The organism is Streptomyces sp. NPDC028298 (assembly GCF_055565895.1).
The window spans coordinates 332,956-353,045 of record NZ_JBVHTL010000007.1; the positions used below are offsets into that span (position 1 = coordinate 332,956).

Annotated in this window: 20 protein-coding genes and 1 pseudogene; 14 read left to right on the plus strand and 7 right to left on the minus strand. The window is 70.2% G+C overall.

Annotation, left to right across the window (positions count from 1 at the left end):
* Positions 1 to 81 precede the first annotated feature (81 nt).
* The 5 genes from ACZ4TO_RS29845 (at position 82) to ACZ4TO_RS29865 (ending at position 4,072) form a co-directional block, all read left to right on the plus strand.
* Positions 82 to 636: a TetR/AcrR family transcriptional regulator gene (locus ACZ4TO_RS29845; RefSeq protein ID WP_468025771.1), complete on the plus strand. Its 555-nt coding sequence runs from the start codon at positions 82 to 84 to the stop codon at positions 634 to 636.
* 37 nt (positions 637 to 673) lie between these two features.
* Positions 674 to 1,339 (plus strand): NAD-dependent epimerase/dehydratase family protein, encoded by a 666-nt coding sequence (locus tag ACZ4TO_RS29850; RefSeq protein ID WP_468025772.1) that lies wholly within the window; start codon positions 674 to 676, stop codon positions 1,337 to 1,339.
* A 659-nt stretch (positions 1,340 to 1,998) separates the two neighbouring features.
* Positions 1,999 to 2,619 carry an MmpS family transport accessory protein gene (locus tag ACZ4TO_RS29855; RefSeq protein WP_468025773.1) on the plus strand — a complete coding sequence of 207 codons (621 nt, stop codon included), beginning with the start codon at positions 1,999 to 2,001 and terminating at the stop codon, positions 2,617 to 2,619.
* Positions 2,620 to 2,836: 217 nt separating this feature from the next.
* Positions 2,837 to 3,124, plus strand: coding sequence for a hypothetical protein (locus ACZ4TO_RS29860; protein WP_468025774.1), 288 nt, complete (start codon positions 2,837 to 2,839; stop codon positions 3,122 to 3,124).
* A 210-nt stretch (positions 3,125 to 3,334) separates the two neighbouring features.
* On the plus strand, positions 3,335 to 4,072 hold the full coding sequence (locus ACZ4TO_RS29865) for a DsbA family protein (RefSeq protein WP_468025775.1): 738 nt from the start codon (positions 3,335 to 3,337) through the stop codon (positions 4,070 to 4,072).
* Positions 4,073 to 4,123: 51 nt separating this feature from the next.
* On the opposite strand, the gene ACZ4TO_RS29870 is transcribed toward ACZ4TO_RS29865, so the two are convergent.
* The gene (locus tag ACZ4TO_RS29870; protein WP_382785311.1) at positions 4,124 to 4,327 is read right to left on the minus strand and encodes a cold-shock protein; all 204 of its coding nucleotides are present in this window, start codon (positions 4,325 to 4,327) and stop codon (positions 4,124 to 4,126) included.
* 316 nt (positions 4,328 to 4,643) lie between these two features.
* Between ACZ4TO_RS29870 and ACZ4TO_RS29875 the strand changes: the two genes are divergently transcribed.
* From ACZ4TO_RS29875 to ACZ4TO_RS29890, 4 genes are all read left to right on the plus strand, one after another.
* Complete coding sequence (locus tag ACZ4TO_RS29875; protein WP_468025776.1) at positions 4,644 to 4,967, plus strand: hypothetical protein; 324 nt, start codon at positions 4,644 to 4,646, stop codon at positions 4,965 to 4,967.
* 422 nt (positions 4,968 to 5,389) lie between these two features.
* Positions 5,390 to 6,001, plus strand: a complete 612-nt coding sequence (locus ACZ4TO_RS29880) for a hypothetical protein (RefSeq protein WP_468025777.1) — start codon at positions 5,390 to 5,392, stop codon at positions 5,999 to 6,001.
* Entirely contained in the window at positions 6,001 to 8,556 is a 2,556-nt protein-coding gene (locus ACZ4TO_RS29885; protein WP_468025778.1) for a bifunctional serine/threonine-protein kinase/ABC transporter substrate-binding protein, read from the plus strand. Before ACZ4TO_RS29880 ends, ACZ4TO_RS29885 begins: the two co-directional genes overlap by 1 nt.
* Positions 8,556 to 10,811, plus strand: a complete 2,256-nt coding sequence (locus tag ACZ4TO_RS29890) for a bifunctional serine/threonine-protein kinase/ABC transporter substrate-binding protein (RefSeq protein ID WP_468025779.1) — start codon at positions 8,556 to 8,558, stop codon at positions 10,809 to 10,811. Before ACZ4TO_RS29885 ends, ACZ4TO_RS29890 begins: the two co-directional genes overlap by 1 nt.
* A 27-nt stretch (positions 10,812 to 10,838) precedes the next feature.
* On the opposite strand, the gene ACZ4TO_RS29895 is transcribed toward ACZ4TO_RS29890, so the two are convergent.
* From ACZ4TO_RS29895 to ACZ4TO_RS29910, 4 genes are all read right to left on the minus strand, one after another.
* Positions 10,839 to 11,225, minus strand: a complete 387-nt coding sequence (locus ACZ4TO_RS29895; RefSeq protein ID WP_468025780.1) for a GntR family transcriptional regulator — start codon at positions 11,223 to 11,225, stop codon at positions 10,839 to 10,841.
* Positions 11,218 to 12,009, minus strand: coding sequence for a hypothetical protein (locus ACZ4TO_RS29900; RefSeq protein ID WP_382785299.1), 792 nt, complete (start codon positions 12,007 to 12,009; stop codon positions 11,218 to 11,220). Before ACZ4TO_RS29900 ends, ACZ4TO_RS29895 begins: the two co-directional genes overlap by 8 nt.
* A gap of 172 nt (positions 12,010 to 12,181) precedes the next feature.
* Positions 12,182 to 12,337 carry a hypothetical protein gene (locus tag ACZ4TO_RS29905; protein WP_382785296.1) on the minus strand — a complete coding sequence of 52 codons (156 nt, stop codon included), beginning with the start codon at positions 12,335 to 12,337 and terminating at the stop codon, positions 12,182 to 12,184.
* Between the two features lie 334 nt (positions 12,338 to 12,671).
* On the minus strand, positions 12,672 to 13,616 hold the full coding sequence (locus ACZ4TO_RS29910) for a M28 family metallopeptidase (protein ID WP_468025781.1): 945 nt from the start codon (positions 13,614 to 13,616) through the stop codon (positions 12,672 to 12,674).
* Between the two features lie 218 nt (positions 13,617 to 13,834).
* Between ACZ4TO_RS29910 and ACZ4TO_RS29915 the strand changes: the two genes are divergently transcribed.
* Positions 13,835 to 14,212 (plus strand): hypothetical protein, encoded by a 378-nt coding sequence (locus ACZ4TO_RS29915; protein ID WP_468025782.1) that lies wholly within the window; start codon positions 13,835 to 13,837, stop codon positions 14,210 to 14,212.
* 9 nt (positions 14,213 to 14,221) lie between these two features.
* Here the strand turns inward: ACZ4TO_RS29915 and ACZ4TO_RS29920 are convergent.
* Positions 14,222 to 14,380: pseudogene (locus tag ACZ4TO_RS29920) on the minus strand (IS5/IS1182 family transposase); the annotation flags it as partial.
* Positions 14,381 to 14,667: 287 nt separating this feature from the next.
* Between ACZ4TO_RS29920 and ACZ4TO_RS29925 the strand changes: the two are divergent.
* Positions 14,668 to 15,834: an abortive phage infection protein gene (locus ACZ4TO_RS29925; RefSeq protein WP_468025783.1), complete on the plus strand. Its 1,167-nt coding sequence runs from the start codon at positions 14,668 to 14,670 to the stop codon at positions 15,832 to 15,834.
* A 308-nt stretch (positions 15,835 to 16,142) separates the two neighbouring features.
* Here ACZ4TO_RS29925 and ACZ4TO_RS29930 read toward each other — a convergent pair whose 3' ends face one another.
* Positions 16,143 to 16,913, minus strand: coding sequence for a hypothetical protein (locus ACZ4TO_RS29930; RefSeq protein ID WP_468025784.1), 771 nt, complete (start codon positions 16,911 to 16,913; stop codon positions 16,143 to 16,145).
* Between the two features lie 344 nt (positions 16,914 to 17,257).
* Between ACZ4TO_RS29930 and ACZ4TO_RS29935 the strand changes: the two genes are divergently transcribed.
* The 3 genes from ACZ4TO_RS29935 (at position 17,258) to ACZ4TO_RS29945 (ending at position 20,081) form a co-directional block, all read left to right on the plus strand.
* On the plus strand, positions 17,258 to 18,136 hold the full coding sequence (locus ACZ4TO_RS29935; RefSeq protein ID WP_468025785.1) for a hypothetical protein: 879 nt from the start codon (positions 17,258 to 17,260) through the stop codon (positions 18,134 to 18,136).
* Between the two features lie 92 nt (positions 18,137 to 18,228).
* Complete coding sequence (locus ACZ4TO_RS29940) at positions 18,229 to 18,957, plus strand: hypothetical protein (protein WP_468025786.1); 729 nt, start codon at positions 18,229 to 18,231, stop codon at positions 18,955 to 18,957.
* A gap of 101 nt (positions 18,958 to 19,058) precedes the next feature.
* Positions 19,059 to 20,081 carry a hypothetical protein gene (locus ACZ4TO_RS29945; protein ID WP_468025787.1) on the plus strand — a complete coding sequence of 341 codons (1,023 nt, stop codon included), beginning with the start codon at positions 19,059 to 19,061 and terminating at the stop codon, positions 20,079 to 20,081.
* The last annotated feature ends 9 nt before the right edge of the window (positions 20,082 to 20,090 follow it).

Sequence of the window (20,090 nt, forward strand, 5' to 3'; positions counted from 1 at the left end):
AGTAGGTGGTTACCTACATATCGACCGTAGGACGGGCCACCCGGCTTTGCAAGTGGGCACCTACTTACTTAGAGTCCAGGCATGGCCCGCAACGCAGACGACACCCGGCGCAAGATCCTCGACGCCGCCACCGAGGAGTTCGCCCAGTACGGCATCGCCGGCGCGCGGGTCGACCGCATCACGAAGAACGCCGGGGTCAACAACGCCCTGCTGTACCGTTACTTCGGCAGCAAGGTCGACCTGTTCGACACCGTCTACAGCCGGCTGGTCACCGAGATCGTCGACGCCGTCCCGCTGGATCCGTCCGATCTGCCCGGTTACGTGGGGCACCTGTACGACTACTACGAGGCGCGCCCCAAGGTCGTACGGCTGGCCGCCTGGCGCCAGCTCGAACGGAGCGAGCACACCCTGCCCCAGGCGGTCATCGACAGCCACCTGGCCAAGCGCGCGAAGATCGCTCAGGCCCAGCAGGACGGACGGCTGCCCACGACGCTGCCCGCCGAGGAACTACTCGACCTCATGATCCTGCTGTCGCTGAGCAACACACCTCTCATCCCCGCGCCGGGCTCGGAGTCCGACCGCGAACGCCGCCGCGCCACCGTCGTCGCCACCGCCACTGCGATCCTGCGCGACTGACACCTCGATGCCCCGACTCCCCTCCCCGGAGACCCACTTGAACATCGTCATCTTCGGCGCGTCCGGCATGGTCGGGCACGGCGTCCTGCGTGCCTGCCTCCTGGACCCCTCGGTCACCGGCGTCGTGGTGGTGAGCCGTAGTCCGCTCGGCGTCAGCCATCCCAAGCTCCGCGAGGTCGTCCACCAGGACTTCACCGACCTGTCCGACCTCGCCCCGCACCTCAGCAACCTGGACGCCTGCTTCTACTGTCTCGGCACCTCCGCCGCGGGCCGCTCCGAGGCCGAATACACCCGGATCACCTACGACTTCACCCTCGCCGCGGCTCGCGCCGTCAGCGAGCAGAACCCCGGCATCACTTTCACGTACGTGTCCGGCGAGGGCACCGACAGCACGGAACGCGGCCGTACGATGTGGGCCCGGGTCAAGGGCCTTACCGAGAATGCCCTGTTGGCGATGCCGATGAACGCGTACATGTTCCGCCCGGGCTACATCCAGCCTCTGCACGGCGCCGTCTCCAAGACCCGCCTCTACCGCGTGATGTACACCCTCGTGTCCTGGCTCTACCCCGTCCTCCGCCGCGTCGCCCCCTCCCACACCACGACCACCGAACACCTCGGCCGCGCGATGCTGGCGGTCACCCGGCCCGGGGTGGAGTGCCCACGCGTCCTGGACAGCAGGGAGATCAACCGCCTCGGCGCGTAGAACGCCCGGGGCGCCTCGCCCCTCGGCCGCCTCAAGAACCCGGGTATCACCGCACCCGATGTCGAACCTCACCTCGCGCCGGTCCAGCGTGACGACAGTGACCTCGACCGGCCGGCCGGCTTCGCCCTACGCCAGTCACAGCGCATCCCCGCACGCGGTCTTCCACGGCGGCGAGCACTTCCCGATTCTTGCGAACATCCGGGACGGCATACGGCAGTTGTCGGGCGCTACGGCTGCTTCAAGCGCTCGGAGATGTCCGACTGGACCGCAAGAGCCGGTGCCCCGTCCCGGGCATGACTCCTCGGCGGCGGCCAGCCCTGACGAGTTGGGCGTGACCGAGTTCGCGAGGGTAGCTCCGGAGCGATTCGCCAATCACGCATCGGGCCCTTTCCCGTTCTCACCACGGTTCGACCAGGCGGACGAACATGGGCGCGCCGCAAGTTCGTTCACGCTGCGCGTCGGTCGCGGCGCCCGTTTCGGCTGGAGCGAACCGAACCCGGACGGTCGATGACGCCGGAGGCCGCCCGTTCTGGGCCCGAGACGCATTCGTTGAAGGTTCACATTTCGTTACGGTTTCATCACCGTGCCTCCACAGCTCTTACAAGATCCTCACCTAGCCCATTACGTTCGTCCCTTCACGATCCATCCCTGGGGGGACCATGTCGCACAACCAGCCGCCGACGTCCGGGCCTGCCAGTTGGGGCCAGGTGCCGCCGCCTCCGATGCAGCCGCCGCCTGTCGGCCGCCCGAAATGGGCGCGTAAGCGGATCGCCATTCCGGTTGCCCTGCTCATCCTGTTCATCGGAGTCGGTATCGGCTCCTCCGGTAGCGATCAGAAGACGGCTGCCGATGCGAAGCCCGCGCCGCGCGTCACCGTCACGCAGACCGCCTCGAGCAAGGGGAAGCCTGCACCTGCCCCGACGGTGACGGTGACGAAGACCGCGAAGGCCGCGGCCGCGAAGGCCACGCCGAAGAAGACGGAGCAGGCCGCCCCCAAGAACAAGGTCGTGTTCAAGGTGTGGGGCTCCGCCCCGGCCGGCGTGGACATCACCTACGGCAGCGACACCGACAACCTGCAAGGTCGCGGCCTGCCCATGACGAAGACGCTCCCGCTGAAAGACGACTCCATGTACTACAGCATCACCGCGCAGCTCCAGGGTGGCGGCGACGTCCACTGCTCGGTGACCGTGGACGGCAAGACGAAGACGGGACACGCCGTCGGCAGCTACAACATCTGCTCGGCGCAGCTCAGCGGCGGTCTGTTCGGCGGCTGGAGCTAGAACTCAGGCACGACGAGGCGCCCCGCTCCCCAACCCGCCGATGGGACAGGAAGGCGGGGTCGCCGCGTCCTTGGCGCGACCCTGGTCTGCAGGCCGGCCTGCTCCGCCGCGCGCTCGTCGTCCCGGCCCAACCGGAAGCGGGCGTAGTCAGCAGCAGCGCGGCCCGTCATCGCCCCTGGCTCGGTGCTTCACCACCGATGGGTGCGATCATCCGGGGATGGCAGAGCCGCAGCTACCCCCGGGATGGTCTCTTCAGCGGATCCGCGACGTGTCCGGGGACCGAGAGGCTGTCGCTCTGGATCCGGACCGGGCGGTGAAATGGCTGGCCGGACCCGGGGCGTCCGACGAGGTGATTGACCCGGAGATCGTTCTCGGGTTTCACAGCCTGTGCCTGGTGAAGCCGGTCCACGACGACGACTGGTACATGGGCAGCTTGGACGACGATGGCAGCGTCGAATGCTGGTCGGCCTATGACGACCTGTACGAGGCACTGCGCGGCCTGTAGCGGCCGCGGGCCCCGGTGCGTCGCGGAAGGGCATGGGCACGGGCATGGGCATGGGGCAGGCAATCCCCCGCCTCGGTCCTCGGTTCGCCGGCGTCGTCGACCTGCGGTGGTGCAGTCGCGAGCACCTTGCCGCTCTCCTGGAGGAAATCAGCTGTGTGCCTGTCGTACAGATGATCTAAGGTCTGGCTGATCTTCGGGAGGGGATGACGCATGGTGCGTGGGGGGCGGTGGGCTGTGCTGTGCGTGGCCACGGTGCTGACGATGGCGGGGTGCGGGCACCGGGCGGTCGAGGCCGAGGCCAAGCCCGTGTTCGAGAGCGCGGAGAAGCTGCCCGAGAAGCTCGGCGAGGACGGCACCAGCATCCTGGTGGGTGATCCGGACGCGAAGGTGACCGTGCACCTGTACGAGGACCCGCGGTGCCCGGTGTGCGAGGAGTTCGAGACCACCGGCGGTTCCCCGAAGCTGCGGGAGGAGATGCTCGCCCGCCGGGCAACGACCGAGTACACCCTGGCCTCCTTCCTGGACGACCGGCTCGGCGGCAGCGGCTCCAAGAAGGCGGTCAACGCACTGCGGGCGGCACTGGAGGAGGGCAAGTTCGTGGAGTACCACGAGGTGCTCTACGCCAACCAGCCCGAGGAGAGCGTCGACGGGTTCACCGATGCCCGCCTGCTGGAATTGGCCGGCCAGGTGGAGGGACTGCGCGGTCCGAAGTTCAACGCGGCCGTCAAGAGCATGAAATACCGCTCCTTCGTCACCGCCTCGGAGAAGGCGTACGAACGGGCGGGGGGTGCGAAGGACCCCGGCGGGCCGGGGACACCCACCGCCATGATCAACGACAAGCGGATCCCGGCGGACTACAACGGCCTGCTCTTCGACGGCGACACCTTCGCCGAACTGCTGCGGGAGATCCACGCCAGGCCCTGGGAGTGGGAACAGACCGCCCTCTGAGAACAGCGGGGCCCGGCGAAAGCCGGGCCCCGCTTTCCGCTGTGACCTGGGTCAGCCGCGGACGATGTTCTCCGCCTGGGGGCCCTTCTGGCCCTGGGTGACGTCGAAGGAGACCTTCTCGCCCTCGACCAGTTCACGGTAGCCGTTGCCGGAGATGTTCGAGTAGTGGGCGAACACGTCGGGGCCGCCACCGTCCTGCTCGATGAAACCGAAGCCCTTCTCGGAGTTGAACCACTTCACGGTGCCGCTGGCCATACTGCTGTCCTTCGATATCGCCGAGGAACACCCCCGGCTGGTCCATGAGACGGGGCCGACCGTCACCGGACGGCACCCGACCTACGTTTTACCCCACAAACCAGCCGCCGTGAAACGCGGCTCGAGAGTGACTTGGATCATGGCCTACGGTCGTTTGGGAGAAGGATGCACCGAGTCGGGCCGGACATGCCTCGCCGACGACCCGGCACGGTGCCGGGCCGGCCTCGGTTCGCCCTCTCGTCGAGCGCCTTCTCGATGGCTCGTACAGGCCATACGAGGCACAGTTGAGCTCCGACCGACGAACGGGGGAATCAAGGTGCAGCAGTGGCCTGAAGGACCCGCGGCCGATCCGGAAGCGGCGCGGGAGCGCTACGAGTCCGACATGAGGGCCATGCGCGCGGAGATGAGGGAGGCCACCCGTGCCGACATGCCCGCCGCGCACTTCGGGGTCGGCGTCGTCCTCGCCACCGGCGTGGTTCTGGGCCTTTCCACCCGTCCCGTTTTCGGAGGCCTCCTGGTCGGGGGCTTCTGCGCGCTGTTCCTGACGACTCTTGCGGCCATGTTCGTTCGAGGTGTCCGGGGTGTGGATGCCTGCCGGCGGTCCTACCGCTTCACCTTCGGATGGGCGAACTGGATCTAGGCGTCGGGCACGACCACGACCCGGTCGATCCTCGGCCGCATGCCGAGAGGGGGCTCCCGGCTCGTCCCTCCTTCGTGCAACCACCCGCCCCCTCCCCGCGTCCGTCGATACGATCACCACACGCGAGCGGGGGCTCGTGATGAGGGGGGCGGGGGATGAACGGCGACAACATCGTTGTGCGCAGGGGGACTTGGCCGTGGCGGATCGCCGCGTTAGCCGCCGTGTCGGGGGTGGTGCTCGGCGGCTGCAGTTCGACGGAGGACGGCAAAGCAGCCGGGCCGAGATCCTCGGCACCTTCGAAAACCGCCGGACCCGCGTCCGGCTCACCAACGGCCGCCGCGTCCGTCTCCGGGTCCGCCTCCCCGTCCACCTCAGGTGGTGACGCGTCGCCGAAGACGCCGTTCCAGGCGGACCCCGCCAAGGTGCCGACGACGAAGAGCCGCGCGGAGGCGCTGGCCGCGGCCGTCGCGCTGAAACCGCCCGGGTGGGGCGCGGAGTTCCGGGCGCAGTTGCCGGCCGCGAGTACCCCGCGCACCGCCGCCGTGCTGGACGAGCAGTGCCGATGGGAGCGGCGGGCGCTGCCCCAGGGCGTCCTGGCTTCCCTGTCCCGCTACAGCGAGATCCCGGCCGCCGGCGGCAAGGGCGAGCTCAAGGTGAGCGCGGCGGTCACCGTGCACACCAGCGTGCGCGAGGCCGACGAGCGGCTGGCCGAGGCGCTGGAGGAGCCGTTGCGCTGCCGGGAGCAGCAGGTCCGTACGGACGAGCGGATCGTCAAATTGATCTCGACCGCCACGCCTTACGGCCAGGGGAACAACACCTACTCCGACGACCAGGTCATGGAAATGGGCAAGTATCTCGCCGCGAGCGGCGAGCAGACCTACTACTGGTACGTCACGCGGCTCGGCACGGTGACTCTGGCGGTGTCGGTGAAGGGCGCCAAGGGCTACTCGGACAACGAGTTGGGCACGTACGCGTCGCGCGCCAACGCCGCGATGCTCAACCGCGTGGAGTTCGAGCTCGGAGGAGAGAGCTGATGGAGCCGCTGCGTTCGTCGGATCCCGCGCGTATCGCGGACCATCGCCTGCTCGGGCGGCTCGGCGCCGGGGGCATGGGCGTGGTGTACCTGGCGCGCACCCCTGGGGGCTCCCTGGTGGCGCTGAAGGTGCTGCTCGCCGAGTACGCCGAGGAGCCGGGCTTCAAGGAGCGGTTCCGCCGGGAGGTCGAGGTCGCCCGGCGGGTCGACAGCCCTTGCGTGGTCCCGCTGGTGGACGCCGACCCGGACGCCGAGGCGCCTTGGCTGGCGACGGCGTTCGTGCCCGGCCCTTCGCTGGCCGAGGCCGTGACCGCGTACGGGCCCCTGTCCGAGCGCGGTCTGCGGCTGCTCGGCGTCCGGCTGGCCGAGGCGCTGGGCGAGGTCCACCGGGCCGGGCTGGTCCACCGGGACCTGAAGCCGGGCAATGTGCTGATCGCCCATGACGGGCCTCGGCTCATCGACTTCGGCATCGCCCGCGCGCCGGAGGACCACACGCTCACGGCGACCGGGATGGTGGTCGGCACACCCGGCTACCTGTCTCCCGAGCAGGCCGAGGGGCGGGGCGGGGACGGCATCGGGCCGGCGAGCGACGTGTTCTCGCTCGGCTGTGTCCTGGCGTTCGCGGCAACCGGCCGGGCACCGTTCGGCAGCGGGGCGGTCGACGCCCTGCTGTACCGGGCCGTCCACGACCCGGCGGACCTCGAAGAAGTGCCGGAGGGGCTGCTCCAAGTGCTCCGCCGCTGCCTGGAGAAGGATCCCGCCCGACGGCCGGACGCCGGTGAGCTGGTCCGGGAGCTGGCTTCCGGCGGGGCCGTTCAGGACGAGGGCGCGTCCGGGACCGTACCGCAGGGCGCGGACGGGGACCGGGACGGGGACGGGGAGACGCTCGAGATCGCGCGGCGGAACGGGAGCGCGGCGACGCCCCAGACCGCGCCGAGGAACGGGGACGCGGAGACGTCCGAGACCGTACCGGGGCACGGGGACGCGGAGACCTCCGAGACCGTACTGGGGCGTGATGAGGCATCCGAGGTCACAGCGCGGCACGAGGCGGCATCCCCGGCCACAGCGCGGCACGAAGCGGCGGCCAGGACCACCGCGCCGCCCGAAGAGGCATCCGCAGCCGCGCCCGGGGACGACGAGGTGGCCGGATGGCTGCCCGAGCCGGTTTCCCGGCTGATCGCCGAGCGCTCGGCGGCCGCACTCGCGCTGCCGGACATCGAGCACACGCTGGCGCCTTCCGACATGCCTTCCGACATGCCGTCCGACACGCCGGGCTCCGCCGACCCGGAAGAGCCCGACACGCGCGAGACGTCCGGGGCGGCTGACCGGCAGGACTCCCGCCAGCACGGTCGGCGTCGTTTCCTGCTGCTCGCCGGTGGAGCCGTGGCGCTCGCGGCGGGCGGGGGCGGGGTCTGGTGGGCGGTCGACCGCGGCGACGACGGCTCGGGGGCCGCCGACCCGGCGGCCCCGTCCTCGCGCCGACCGGCACACACCATCGCGCTGCACGGCGACCTCAGCGGCCCGCATCGAGCGACGGGCCAGGCCCAGGAACGCGGACTGCGGCTCGCGGTCGCGGAGTTCAACGCCCGCGCCGACGCCCCGTTCACCGTGAAGGTCAAAGCGGTCGACGACGGGGGCGATCCGGCGGCCTCGACCCGGCTCGCCGCGCAGCTCACCGACGATCCAGCGGTCCTCGCCGTGGTCGGCCCGACCACCGACGAGACCGGCCAGGCGGCGCTCGCGACCTACGACGCCGGGCTGCTGCCGGTCGTCGCCGTGTCCCCCGGCACGACCGCCCTGTCGATCCAGGGGTTCCGCTCGTTCCTGAACGCACGGCTGCCCGACGCCGTTCTGCCCATCTACGTGAGCGCCTACCTGCGGGGGACCGCGCGGTCGCGCAAGGTCGGCATCGTCGTCGACCGCCCGGCCGGCAACTACGGTACGAATCTGGGCAGTTCCCTCAGCAACGCGCTCGGCAGCATCCCGTACCCGTCCGTGCCGGAAGTGGTCAGCGCGATGCGGCGCGACTTCGGCAGTGCGGTGGACTCGGTGCTGTCCGCGGGCGCCGACTCCGTGTTCTTCGCGGGGCTGCCGGACCGGGCGGCGCTGATCTCCGCGACGCTGCGGGAGCGCGCGTTCAAGGGTGCGCGGGTCTCCGGTCCGGCCCTGCTGGACGAGACGTTCCTGACGCAGGCTCAGGACGGGGCCGAGGGTTGGGTGATGGTGGCCACTGTCATCGACGCGACCCGCAAACCCGAGGCGCGGCCCTTCGCCGCCGCCTATCGCAAGCACTTCAAGGAGGCTCCGCCCCGGTTCGCGGCGGAGGCCTACGACGTGACCGGGATGCTGCTCAAGGCCCTGGCCGGGCTGCCGTCGAAGGGTCGCACCCGAGAGAACCTGCTCACGGCCGTACGGGCCGGAAAGTACGAGGGCATCACCAGGACGTTCGCCTTCGACAAGACCGGGATGATCGCCCTGGACGGCACCGGCGGCTTCCTCTGGCGGGTGGACCAGGGTGCGTTCGTGTACGACGGCCCCGCTCCGCTCACCGCCTGATGGAGCCGCTGCGGGCCGGGGACCCGTCACGGATCGGCCGCTACCGTCTGCTGCGGCGGCTGGGCGCCGGCGGCATGGGCGTGGTCTTCCTGGCCCGTGCGCCGGGCGGAGCGATCGCCGCGGTGAAGACGGTGCGGCCCTCGTACGCCGACGAGAGCGGATTCCGGGCCCGTTTCCGCCGTGAGATCGAGGCCGCCCGGCAGGTCGGCAGCCGCTGGGTGGTCCCACTGCTCGACGCGGACGCCGACGCGGAGACACCGTGGCTGGCGACCTCGTACGTGCCGGGGCCCTCGCTCGCCGAGGCGGTGGAGGCCTTCGGGCCGCTGTCGCTCGCTTCCGTACGAGTACTGGGTACACGGCTCGCCGAGGCGCTCGCAGCGGTGCACGCGGCCGCTCTCGTCCACCGTGACGTGAAGCCGGGGAACATCCTGCTGGTCCCGGACGGGCCACGGCTCATCGACTTCGGCATCGCCCGCGCACCGGACGCCACCGCACTCACCTCCAGCGGTGTGATCGTCGGCTCGCCGGGCTTCCTGGCGCCGGAGCAGGCGCGGGCGCGGGGCGGCGAGATAGGCCCGCCGACGGATGTGTTCTCGCTGGGGTGCGTGCTGGCGTTCGCGGCGACCGGGGTGCGGCCGTTCGGCGGCGGCTCGGCGGCCGGGGTGCTGTTGCGCACGATCTACGAGGAGCCCGATCCGGCGGCGCTCCCGGACGGTCTCGCACCTCTGCTGAGAGCCTGCCTGCACAAGGACCCGGCGGACCGGCCGAGCCTCGCGCGACTCCGGGCGACGCTCGGGGAGGAAGCGGCCGGCGACTCCGCCGAACCGTCCGACTGGCTGCCCGCGTCCATCACCCGGCTGATCAACGACCGGTCCGCCGCCGTGCTCACCATCGGATCGATCGAGCCGACCCGGCTGTCCCCGTCCACATCGTCGGGCACTTCGGATACGGCGGAGACTGCGGACACGGCGAGACCGGCGTCACCGGAGGCCGCGACCCTGACGGCCGTCACCGCCACTCGCCCCACCCCGCGTACGCTCGGCCGCCGCGGCTTCCTGCGCCTCGGCTCGACGGCGGGGCTCCTCGCTGCGGGCGGTGCCGGAGCCTGGTGGTGGAGCACACGGGCGAAGCCGGAGACGTCCACGGCGTCCGGTACCGGCCGTCCACGCCCGGAACTGGTGGTGGCCTTCCACGGCGATCTGACCGGCGCCCACAAGGAGACGGGGAAGGCCCAACTCGACGGCGCCCGGCTGGCGGTGCAACAGCTCAACGCGCGGACCGACCACCCTTTCCGGCTGAAGCTGCGGTCCTACGACGACGGCGGCGACACCGGACGGGCCGAAGCGCTCGCCACGCGGCTGGCGAAGGACGCGACGGTGCTCGCGGTCCTGGGCCCCACGACCGACGACTGCTTCCACGCCACCGAGAAGACGTACACCGAAGCGGTGATGCCCGTCGTGTCGGTCTCGGTGGGCACCGACACACTGAACTCGTCCTTCGGCACGAACGTCTTCCACTGCCACGCGGCACTGCACGTGACGTACGGGCTTCTCGCCGCCCCGTGCGTCCGCTATCTCGGCAACCACGTCGACGCCCGTCAGGTGTTCCTCGTGGACGACCGGGCCCAGAAGGACTTCGCCTGGACCGTGTGCGACCAGACCGAACAGGCGTTGCGGCGGAGCGGCCGGGGCGCCACGGTGACCCATGTGGGCCCTGGGAAGATCGACTACGCATCGCTCGCCGCCAAGGTGAAGTCCGCCCACGCGGACGCGGTCCTCTTCACCGGAGACGCGGCCCGGGCCGCCGGATTCGCGTCGGCGCTCACGGCCGCCCGGTTCACCGGCGCCCGGGTGGCGACGGAGCGCGCCCTCGATCCACGGTTCCTCGCGTCGGCCGGCACCGCCGCGACGGGCTGGGTCTTCGCCACGTCCTTCACGGACCCGACGGCCCGCGCCTCCGGCCGCGCGTTCACGGCGGCCTACCGTGCCCGTTTCGGGGCCGACCCCGGCTGGTACGCGGCGGAGGCCTTCGACGCGGTGATGTTCCTGGCCGAGGCCTGCGACAAGGACGGCACCCCACTGACGGAACGGGGCGCGATCGCCCGCCGGATGCCCCAGATCACGTATGCCGGCATCACCCGCACGGTCAAGTACGAGTCGGGGTACGGCTACAACCACGACGCGATGTTCGAGTTCAAGGCCGTCGACGGGGCGTTCCGGTACCTGGGGCACTATCGGGATGCCGCGGTGTCGTGACGGGTGATCACGGCTGCGTGGAAGGGGCTAGGGACGGTCCGGGTCCAGGGCTGTGCGGACTGCGACCAGGATGGATTCCGTGTCGGCGCCCAGGGCGCGGGCGGCCGAGGTGAAGTCGCGGGCGAGAGTCGCGAGTTGGGGGGCGGGGGTGCCGGTCGGGCCGTACGGGGGTGCCGCGACCCTGGAGCCGGCTCCGCGGCGGGTGCGGATCAGTTCGGCCGCCTCCAGTTCGCGGTAGGCGCGGGCCACGGTGCCGGGGGCGAGGCCGAGGTCCGTGGCCAACTGGCGTACGGTCGGCAGCCGGTCGCCCTCGACCAGCCGACCGGTGAGGATCAGCGCGCCGAGCTGGGCGCGGATCTGCGCGTACGGCGGGACCTGGCTGGTGGTGTCGACGCGGACGGCGGGCTCATTCATGGTCGGAGGACTCCTCGGCCGCGTCGTCGTCGACGGCTCGGGGGGCCACCAGGGTGACCAGGGACCAGCCGAGGGTGAACAGGTTGAGCAGGGCCAGCGGGTAGAACACCCAGAAGGTGAGCGCGCCCATCGCTCCGGCGCAGCCCGTGTCCGTCAGTGAGACGGAGACCATCAGTACGGCGTACAGCTGCTGGCTCGACACCAGGAGCCCCCAGGCTCCGGTGACCGCCCACGCGCGGTCGCGGCGCTGCTGTTCGCCGCCGGGTCCGTCGGCGATGCGGCGCAGGGCCCAGACGCAGGTGGGAGTGGCTATGGCGAGCGCGCCGAACATAGGGAGGCTGTAGTACAGGCCGGGCCAGGGGCCCAGGGTCGTCCCCATCCCGTTGCAGGTGACGGCGACGACCTTCCCCGTACTGAGGATGTGGTCGGGGTCGACCGAGGCGGTGGCCGCCGTGATGGCCAGCAGGACGACGAGCGAAACCCCCTGAAGGGCGATCAGGGGGCCCATGCGCGGCGGGACGTGTTCTCTGACCAGGCGTGGGGCCAGACTCGCGGTGCGCACCACGTCCTGCGGGACCAGTGTCAGCGCGTCGGCGAGCAGGACACCCGCCACCGCGCACAGGCCGAAGGCCGTGATGCAGAAGACGACGCGCTGCTCGAACTCCACGTGCCCGAGGGTGGACATCGCCTGTGCGGCGATGACGCCGATGGCCAGGCCGGACCAGCGGGCGTAGTGGTCGGCATGCTCGAGAAAGCGGCGCTGGAGCGGGGCGGCGTCGAGCATGGGGGATCCCCTCAGGTCATCTTGTATCAATCTGCTAGTACAAGATGCCGCAGCCGGGATCTTGTGTCAAACACTCGATACAAGCTGACGGAGAGGGAGACGGGTTCCGGAGCGAGGGGGTTCCCTGGCGTGGGCGATCGATTGCGTCCTTGCCGGAATGCGGTCTCGTGGATCAACGCGCCCACGGGCCCCACCATTTGGGCGGCAGCGGGTCGGCCGGCCCTGACGTCGGCTGATCGGGATGGAGTCCGAGCCGTCGCAGGACGTCCGCGCGGACGCGGACGACGATCGTGCCGTGCCAGTGCCCGTCGGCACGCACGCCGCACATGTGGTCGATCAGAACATCGCGTTCGGCGAAGGGGTACCAGTCGATCCCCCGGTCACGCAGTCAAACCGACATCAGCCGGCCGGGGCGCGGGCAGCCGGGAAGGTTCTCGAAGCGGAAGAGGGTCACCCAGTCGGAAGTGTGTCCGTCCATGGCCGTCATGATGCCGCGCGCGGCGGGCAACTGTCGCTTGATTTACGTCCAGTTGCGCCGCCATGACGGGGGTGCCCAGCAGCGGGCAGAGCGCGGGCACGGGCCCGTTCGGACCCTGCCCGCGCTCGTCGGACACATCACGGAGACCGAGGGACCACCGTACGAATGGCCCGCGGTCGGAGCGCTACGCCGACAGTTCCCACACCGCGTACGCCAACGCGTCGGCGTTCCGGTTCAGCGCCGTGTCGTTGATGTTCGACGACGTGTCGCACGAGGAGTGGTAGCAGGCGTCGAAGGCCTTGCCCGCGGTACCACCCCATTTGGCCGCCTGAGCGGACGTCTTGATGTAGTCGGCGCCGCTGAACAGGCCGCCGACGGCGATGCCCGCGCTCTTGAAGGGCGCGTGGTCCGAGCGTCCGTCGCCCTCGGTCTCGATCTCCGTGGAGACGCCGATCCCGGTGAAGTACGCCTTGAAGGTCTTCTCGATGGCGGGGTCGTCGTCGTAGACGAAGTACCCCGGGTTCGGCGAGCCGATCATGTCGAAGTTCAGGTAGCCGCTGATCTTCGAACGGTTCGCGGTGGTGAGGCTGTTGACGTAGTAGCGCGAGCCCACCATGCCCAGTTCCTCGGCGCCCCACCAGGCGAACCGGAGGTGCTTCGTGGGCTGGTAGTTGGAACGGGCCACGGCGAGTGCCGTCTCCAGCACGGCCGCGGAACCGGATCCGTTGTCGTTGATGCCGGGGCCCGCGGTCACACTGTCCAAGTGGGAGCCGGCCATGACGACCTGGCCGGTGTCACCGCCGGGCCAGTCGGCGATCAGGTTGTAGCCGGTGCGGCCGCCCGAGGTGAACTGCTGGACGGTCGTGGTGAACCCGGCCGCGTCCAGCTTGGCCTTCACGTAGTCGAGGGACGCCTTGTAACCGGTGCGGCCGTGCGCGCGGTTGCCGCCGTTGGCGGTGGCGATGGACTGGAGCTGGGTGAGGTGGGCCTTGACGTTGGCCACGGGGATGTCCGGCGCGGCGGCGGCCACCGGGGCGGGGGCCGCCCCGGCTATGGAACCGCCGGTGAGCAGCGCGGCGGCCGTGACGACAGCGGTCGCCGAGGCACGCCCAGGAATGGAGAGCTTCATGTGGGGGGCTCCGAATTCCAGGGAATCCGGGCGGAGTTTCCACGAGGGGGCGTGGGGTGTCCGGGGATTCCACGGTGAATGGGGTGCCTGGATGGTGAAGGTGGGACTGACTGAGCGTCAAGAGCAGTATCCGGTCAGACGCGTTCGCATTCCGGATGAACCGACTTCCGGACGTCTGGGGACTGTCTCTCAGATGCGTCCGTGAGATCGTCGTGCTCGTGACCGAGTCATGGGTGATCAATGACGACAGCACCGTCCCCATGTCGTCCGAGGTGGTGCTGGAGACGCTTCGGGCGAGGGTCGACAGACGTCAGCTGGAGACATGGCTGAGCAGTTCGTCGGGGCGATCGCTGGCCTTCGTGACGAACACCGAGCGGGCGATGGTGATGTTGCTCGAAGCAGACGGTGATCCCGGCGAGCATGCCGTGGAGCCAGGAGCCGTGGGATCGAGTGAGGGGTTCGTCCTTTCCAACGGGCAGCACGACGAGTATCCGGACCAAGACACCGTGCCCATCGGTGAGGCGTTCAGGATCGTGGAGCACATTGTCAGCGCGGGATCCTGGCCTGCGGACGCGCGCTGGGTAGTCGATCGCTGAGGCAGTGGCCTATCGCCGGGCCCAGATGAGGATGGCGGCGAGGTGGAGTTCGGCCTGGTAGCCGATGGCGAGCTTGTCCGCTCGCCTGGCCAGGCCACGCCATTGCTTGAGCCGGTTGACGCATCGTTCGACTGTGTTGCGTTGTTTGTATGCGTCGACGTCGAAGGCCCACCGACACGGACCAGCCGATGCCGTCGTCTTCGTCGGCCGCTGCCAGGCCCTCCGACCAGGTCGGCCACCGTCGAAGCGGTCCCCGCACACCGAGGACCCGACCGGATGCCGTTCTGGCAGACCGCAGAGACACGTTCTAGCTCCGTCCGGCGCAGGTCACCAAGTGCGCCCGGATCTCTACCTTCGGACCGGCTTCGTAGACCTTCGGCTGACTGCTTGAGGGGCGGTGGATTCCCAGACTGGGTTCGAGGCGAAGGATGCCGGAGCGGGAGTCGGGAGGCGCGATGCAGGGGACGCCGGGAATCAGTCGGGCGCGGTTTCTGGGGATGGCCGCGGCCGCCGGTGGAGCGGTGGCGCTGCCCGTCGGCCGCGCGGCGGCACTGCCCGTCGGGGCCACGGGGCGGGCGTCGGCCTCGGACGGGCGGGGGACGCCATCCCGGCGCGGGCTGACCTACCGGGGTGTCGTGTACGAGGTCGGCGTCGGGGAGACGCCCGCGACGGCGTGGAACCTCCGCGACATGCGCGGGGACCTGCGGGCCATCGCCCGTGACTTGCACGCCGATTCCGTCAAGGTCACCGGGGACGGTGTCGAACGGCTCGCCGCGACCGCGACCGAGGCGGCGGAACGCGGGCTGAACGTCTGGCTCGAACCGACCCTCGGAGACGTGCCCGAGCGGGACATCCTGGACCATCTGGCGGAGACCGGGCGTCATGCCGAGCGGCTGCGGCGGCAGGGCGCCGGGGTACACCTGAGCGTCGGCTGCGAGTTCGTGCTGTACGTCCCCGGCATCGTGCCCGGCGCGAACGTCCAGGAGCGCGTCGAGAACCTGCTCAAGGGCGACTTCGACCCGGTCCTCATGGCCCGGCGGCTGCGCCGGTTCACCGCCAAGGCCGCAAAGGTCGGCCGGTCCGTCTTCCACGGGCGCCTGACGTACGCCTCGGCGCAGGACGAGGACGTCGACTGGACGCTCTTCGACCTGGTGGGCATCGACTACTACTCGTCCTTCCGACGCCCCTCGGACTACCTCCGCGATCTCGCCCCCTACCGCCGTTTCGGGAAGCCCGTCGCCGTCATGGAGTTCGGCTGCTGCACCTACAAGGGGGCGCCGGAGCGGGGCGGCATGGGCTGGGACGCCGTCGATTACACGAAGGAACCCCCGGAGATCAAGGCCGGTCTGGTACGCAGCGAGCGCGCGCAGGCCGCGTATCTGACCGACGTCCTGGCGGCGTTCGAGGCGATGGGGCTGTACTCGGCGATGGCGTACACCTTCGTCACCCGCGACGCCCCGCACCGGCCCCGCGATCCGCGCCACGATCTCGACATGGCGAGCTACAGCATCGTGAAGACGATCGAGAACCGTCCGGGCCACCCGGCTTCCGGCGTTCACTGGGAACCCAAGGAGGCCTTCCACGCGCTGGCTCGGCAGTACCGGTGCGCCAGGCGCGGTTGACGTGGGGCGACCGGGCGCGCCACCGAGCCGAGGGGATGACCACTGCGGCTCACTACTGAGCGGCGCGTCCGGCTACGGGGGCGCAATTTGAGCCACGCGTCCGGCGGCTGGGGCTCCGCCCGAGCGGCTTCGGTGCCGTGGGGGTCGGGGCCGCGCCGGTACATCCGCCCGCATCCGAACGGATCTCAGCGGGGTTGTGGGGTGGGAGTGGGTGATGATCCGTCCGGCCTGCGGGCATTTGATGTACCGGCACGTCCCCTTCCGTGCGTCGCCGACTGCGGGGGCGTGGTCCATCCCGTGGCGTTCCGTCAGTAACGCCAGGCGAAGGCGGCGCTCTCGCGGATGTCACCCGGGCAGATGATGTCGGCGATCCGGTGCGCGAAGTTCCGGTAGGCGGCCTCCTGCTCGGGGGTCAGCACCCGCGGGGCCGGATCCCTCGTGGGCGGTACGAGGAGCGGTCGCAGCAGTGCCAGGTCCTCCGGCGCCGGCTCGGGCCGGAGTGTGTCCAGCAGGATCCGCAGGTTGCCGCACAGGCTCAAGGCGGTGGACGGGCCGAGCGGGTACGGGTGGAGTGCGGCGATCCGGTACAGCAGCGCGGCCCCGCGCAGTCGCCCGGTCACAACCTGGGTCAGGCGGTCCAGGGCGGCTGCGAGCGTCTCCAGGTCGCGCTCGGCGATCTCCACCAGGTGTACGGGTATGTGTTCGCGTCCGTCGGGTCCCCACAGGCCGCTGCCGCGAGCGACCCGGTCGCGTTCCTCCTGGGCCTGCCGGACCACGCGGTCGACCACCGGTTCGGCCGGGTCGGCGGGTTCTTCGGGTTCGGTGAACTCGACGGGCTCGGGGACGTGGGTACGGAGCGCTTCGGGGAAGGTGGCGCACACCGCCTCCCAGGCCGCCAGGACCGCCACCGGGTCGAAACCGTCCGGCAGTTGCTCCGGCTCCTCTTCGGCCGCGGCGGCGAGGGGGGCCAGGAGCATCGTCCGCGCCCGGTGGAAGTGCCAGAGCCAGGCAGGGTCGCCCGGTACGAGCCGTTCGCAGCGCACGTCCACCGTGCCGGGGATGTCTTCGCCGAGTGTCACAGGATCCTCCGAAGGACGATTTCCGGGCAGCGCGAAGAGGCGCATGCAGGGGCCTGCCCGATCGGGTTTCATCATATCGTCACACTGACGATATCGGGGAGGTTTTCCTGGGTTGCCGCGAGGCCGGCCCGCGCTTTCCTGCACCGGGGCGTCGACCGTCTCTTGCAGTTCCGGCTGCGTCACATCGCCTATTTCGCGATACCGGCGCCAACCGGCGATCTGGGCTATAGATTCATGAACCGACCGCGTATCACCGGCATTGTCCGGTACGTCGGTGGGCAGTTGAGGCATGGGGCTACGGGGGAATGTGCGTGCGTGTACGAGGGTTATGGATCGGCCTTGCTGTGGTTGTCTCCACCGCCGCCACCGGGTGCGCGGCGGGAGCGCCTGATGCACAGGGGAGCGTCTCCTCGGCCGCGGCCTCGGCTCCGAGTGCGGGTGGAACAGCCGACTCGTCGAACCTGACCCCGCAGGAACAGGTCGCACGCGCCGTCGAGCAGGCCATGGTCAGCCGTGCCGTGACCGCCTTCGACATCAACGCGCGCAACCTCAGTGACCCCGCTCAATTCCATGGCCAGGGTCGTATCGGCATGTCCCCCGAGGGTACGAAGGCCGCCGCGACCCATGTCCTGTACGAGCCGGGCGAGGACCCTTGGTATCCCCCGGACGTCGTGGTGATCGGAAACCACGCCTGGGTGACCCCGGACAACTCTCCCAACACCGACATGGTCACCTACGGGCCGACCACCTACGTCGGTGACGCCGGCGCCGCGACGGACAACCTCGACGTCAGCAACGCCCTGCAGACCCGCTGGCTGGCGTCGCCGGAGCATCTCGCGGCCCTGCTCGCGCATGCCGATCACTACCGCGAGACCGATCGCGCCGGACGGCTCCTCACCGGTCAAGTGCCCCTCGCGACCCTGGCGTCCGACCCGGCCGGGGCCTTCTTCTACCGCCCCTACGCCAAGGCAAGTCCCGGCAAGGAACTCAGCTTCAGGATCGCGACCACCAGTAACTACCTTCCGGTGTCTCTGGAGTTGACCGTCCCTTTCCCGCACGACACATCTGACTACCTGTCCCGGTACTCCTCCGACCCCTTCTCCGTGGAGTACCGCGACTGGTCCAAGGGGCAGGCCATCACCACACCGGCGCCGAACCCCTCCCCTCAGTGGGGTGGCCTGCCGTCGCAGAGCGACGCCGGCGCCGCCCAACCCTCCGGCTGAACCGGGCCGAGCGGGCGCACCAAGGCCGTCGGCAGGACGAACGCGCAGGAATTGACGTGACAGGCGACGGGTGGGGCAGCGACCATCGTGGCGTGCCGTCCGAAATCAATCACCTTGCTCTCCGCGTCGTCGCACCGGATCCGGCTGAGGGCGGGGGCGCGGTCGAGGTCCGGCCGATCGTCGACGGCCAGGACATCCTGGCCGCCGCCTTCGACATGGGCCCGGGAGAAGACCCTCGACTGCTCCTCGCGCCCTCCCGCCCGCTGATGCCGTCGAGCGAGCCCAAGGAGGTGCGGCTCGCTGAGGCCGAGTGCACGGAGGGCTGCTGCGGGGCCGTCCATGTGACGATCACGCGCGAGGCGGACACCGTCGTGTGGCGCGACTGGCGGAACCCGGACGGGGACGTGGACCTTTCCCCGTATCGGTTCGACGCGCGGCAATACGAAGCCGAGGTCGAGCGTGCCGCCGCCGACCACAGTTGGGAATGGCCCGCCCGTACCGTCGCCCGGCTGCTGGAAGAGAGCCTTCGGCGGCAGACTCAATGGCTTGATCGGTGGAGGTGTGAGCTCGCCTGGGTCAGCGCCCTGCCCGGGGACCGCGACCACGTCATCGTGTCCTACTTCCATCCCGGTCGGCCGACCGGCGACGGCAATCAGCCTTGGCTGCAGTTCCGCCAGGTCCTGTCGGTCACAGGTGACACTCCCATGCGCCAGGCCGACCTCATGCTGCGGGATCTCCTCGAAGCCGACCCCCGGGTGGCCGGTGAGGTCTGCGGCGGATCACGCGAGTTCGCCCGCCGGTTGGGATATCCGTGGCCCTAGCAGTTCGGGTCTGAGCGGCCGGCTCAGCGGGTCTTGTGGCACCCGTGTCGCCGTGGCATCCTCCTGGTCATGATCAAGAGAAACGAGCCCTCCGTCCGCCGATGAGCGAGGCGACCGGGATGGAGTTCCCCGGAGCACGGGTATCCCTGTACGACCACGTTCTGGCGCTGTGCGAGGCGACTCCGGATGCGCCTCTTCCACGGGACGGGGAACCCTATCCGGACGACGGGGCGCATGGCCTACGGCACCGCCCCAAGGTTCCGAGGGACCGACGTCGTATCGGGTTGGACGTGGCGTCTGTGCTTGATGCCCACCTCGCCTCGACGGCCGACCCCGACAGCCTCGCCGAGGCCTTCCACGAGCTCTACGTCCCCATTCAGGAGAACGAACACATCGCGGCGGCGGCCCGACGGGCTGACAGAGACCGCGTTCTTCGAACCGGTCGGTGGCTCCTCAGGTACGGCACCGACCGGTGCGCGGTCACCGTGGGACTCGCCCTCCTCGCGACCGTGGGAACCCCCGACGACATCCCGCTGATCCAAACGATCGGACTTCTGTCCGACCACTTCGGTCCACTGGCGGCGCGCGCCTTGGAGCGACTCCCCGAAGGTGGCACCGAAGCCCTCCTCCGGCTCGCCGACCGGGTCACCGGCTGGGGACGGGTCTACGTAGTGGAAGCCCTCTGTCGGCTCGACGATCCCGCCGTCCGGCTCTGGCTCCTCCGCAGGTCATGTGACGGCGACTGGCTCAACGCGTACTTCGCCGGCCGGGTCGCCGAGACCACGAGGCTCCACGACGTCATGAGCGAACCCCGCGTGGAGGGCGCGATCGCGGACAACACCGGCGCCCTGCTCCTCGTACTGGCCTACGGCCAGGGCATGGGCATGACCCTCTCCCGCTACCGCCACGCGGAGACAGTGCTGGCCGGGTACCTGCGTCACGTCGAGCGGCTGGGGCCTTCCGTCGGGAGGTACTCCACTGTCGGTTGGTTGGCCGACAGCCTCGGGGAACAGGGCGACGCGGGGTCGATCGGGCCCGTCGAACGGTGGGCGGTCCATCGGGACCGCTGTCTGGCGCTGCTCGGCCGAGAGGACTGGCGCGAGGTGGCCGGGAAGGCCCTTTAGGCCAGGGAT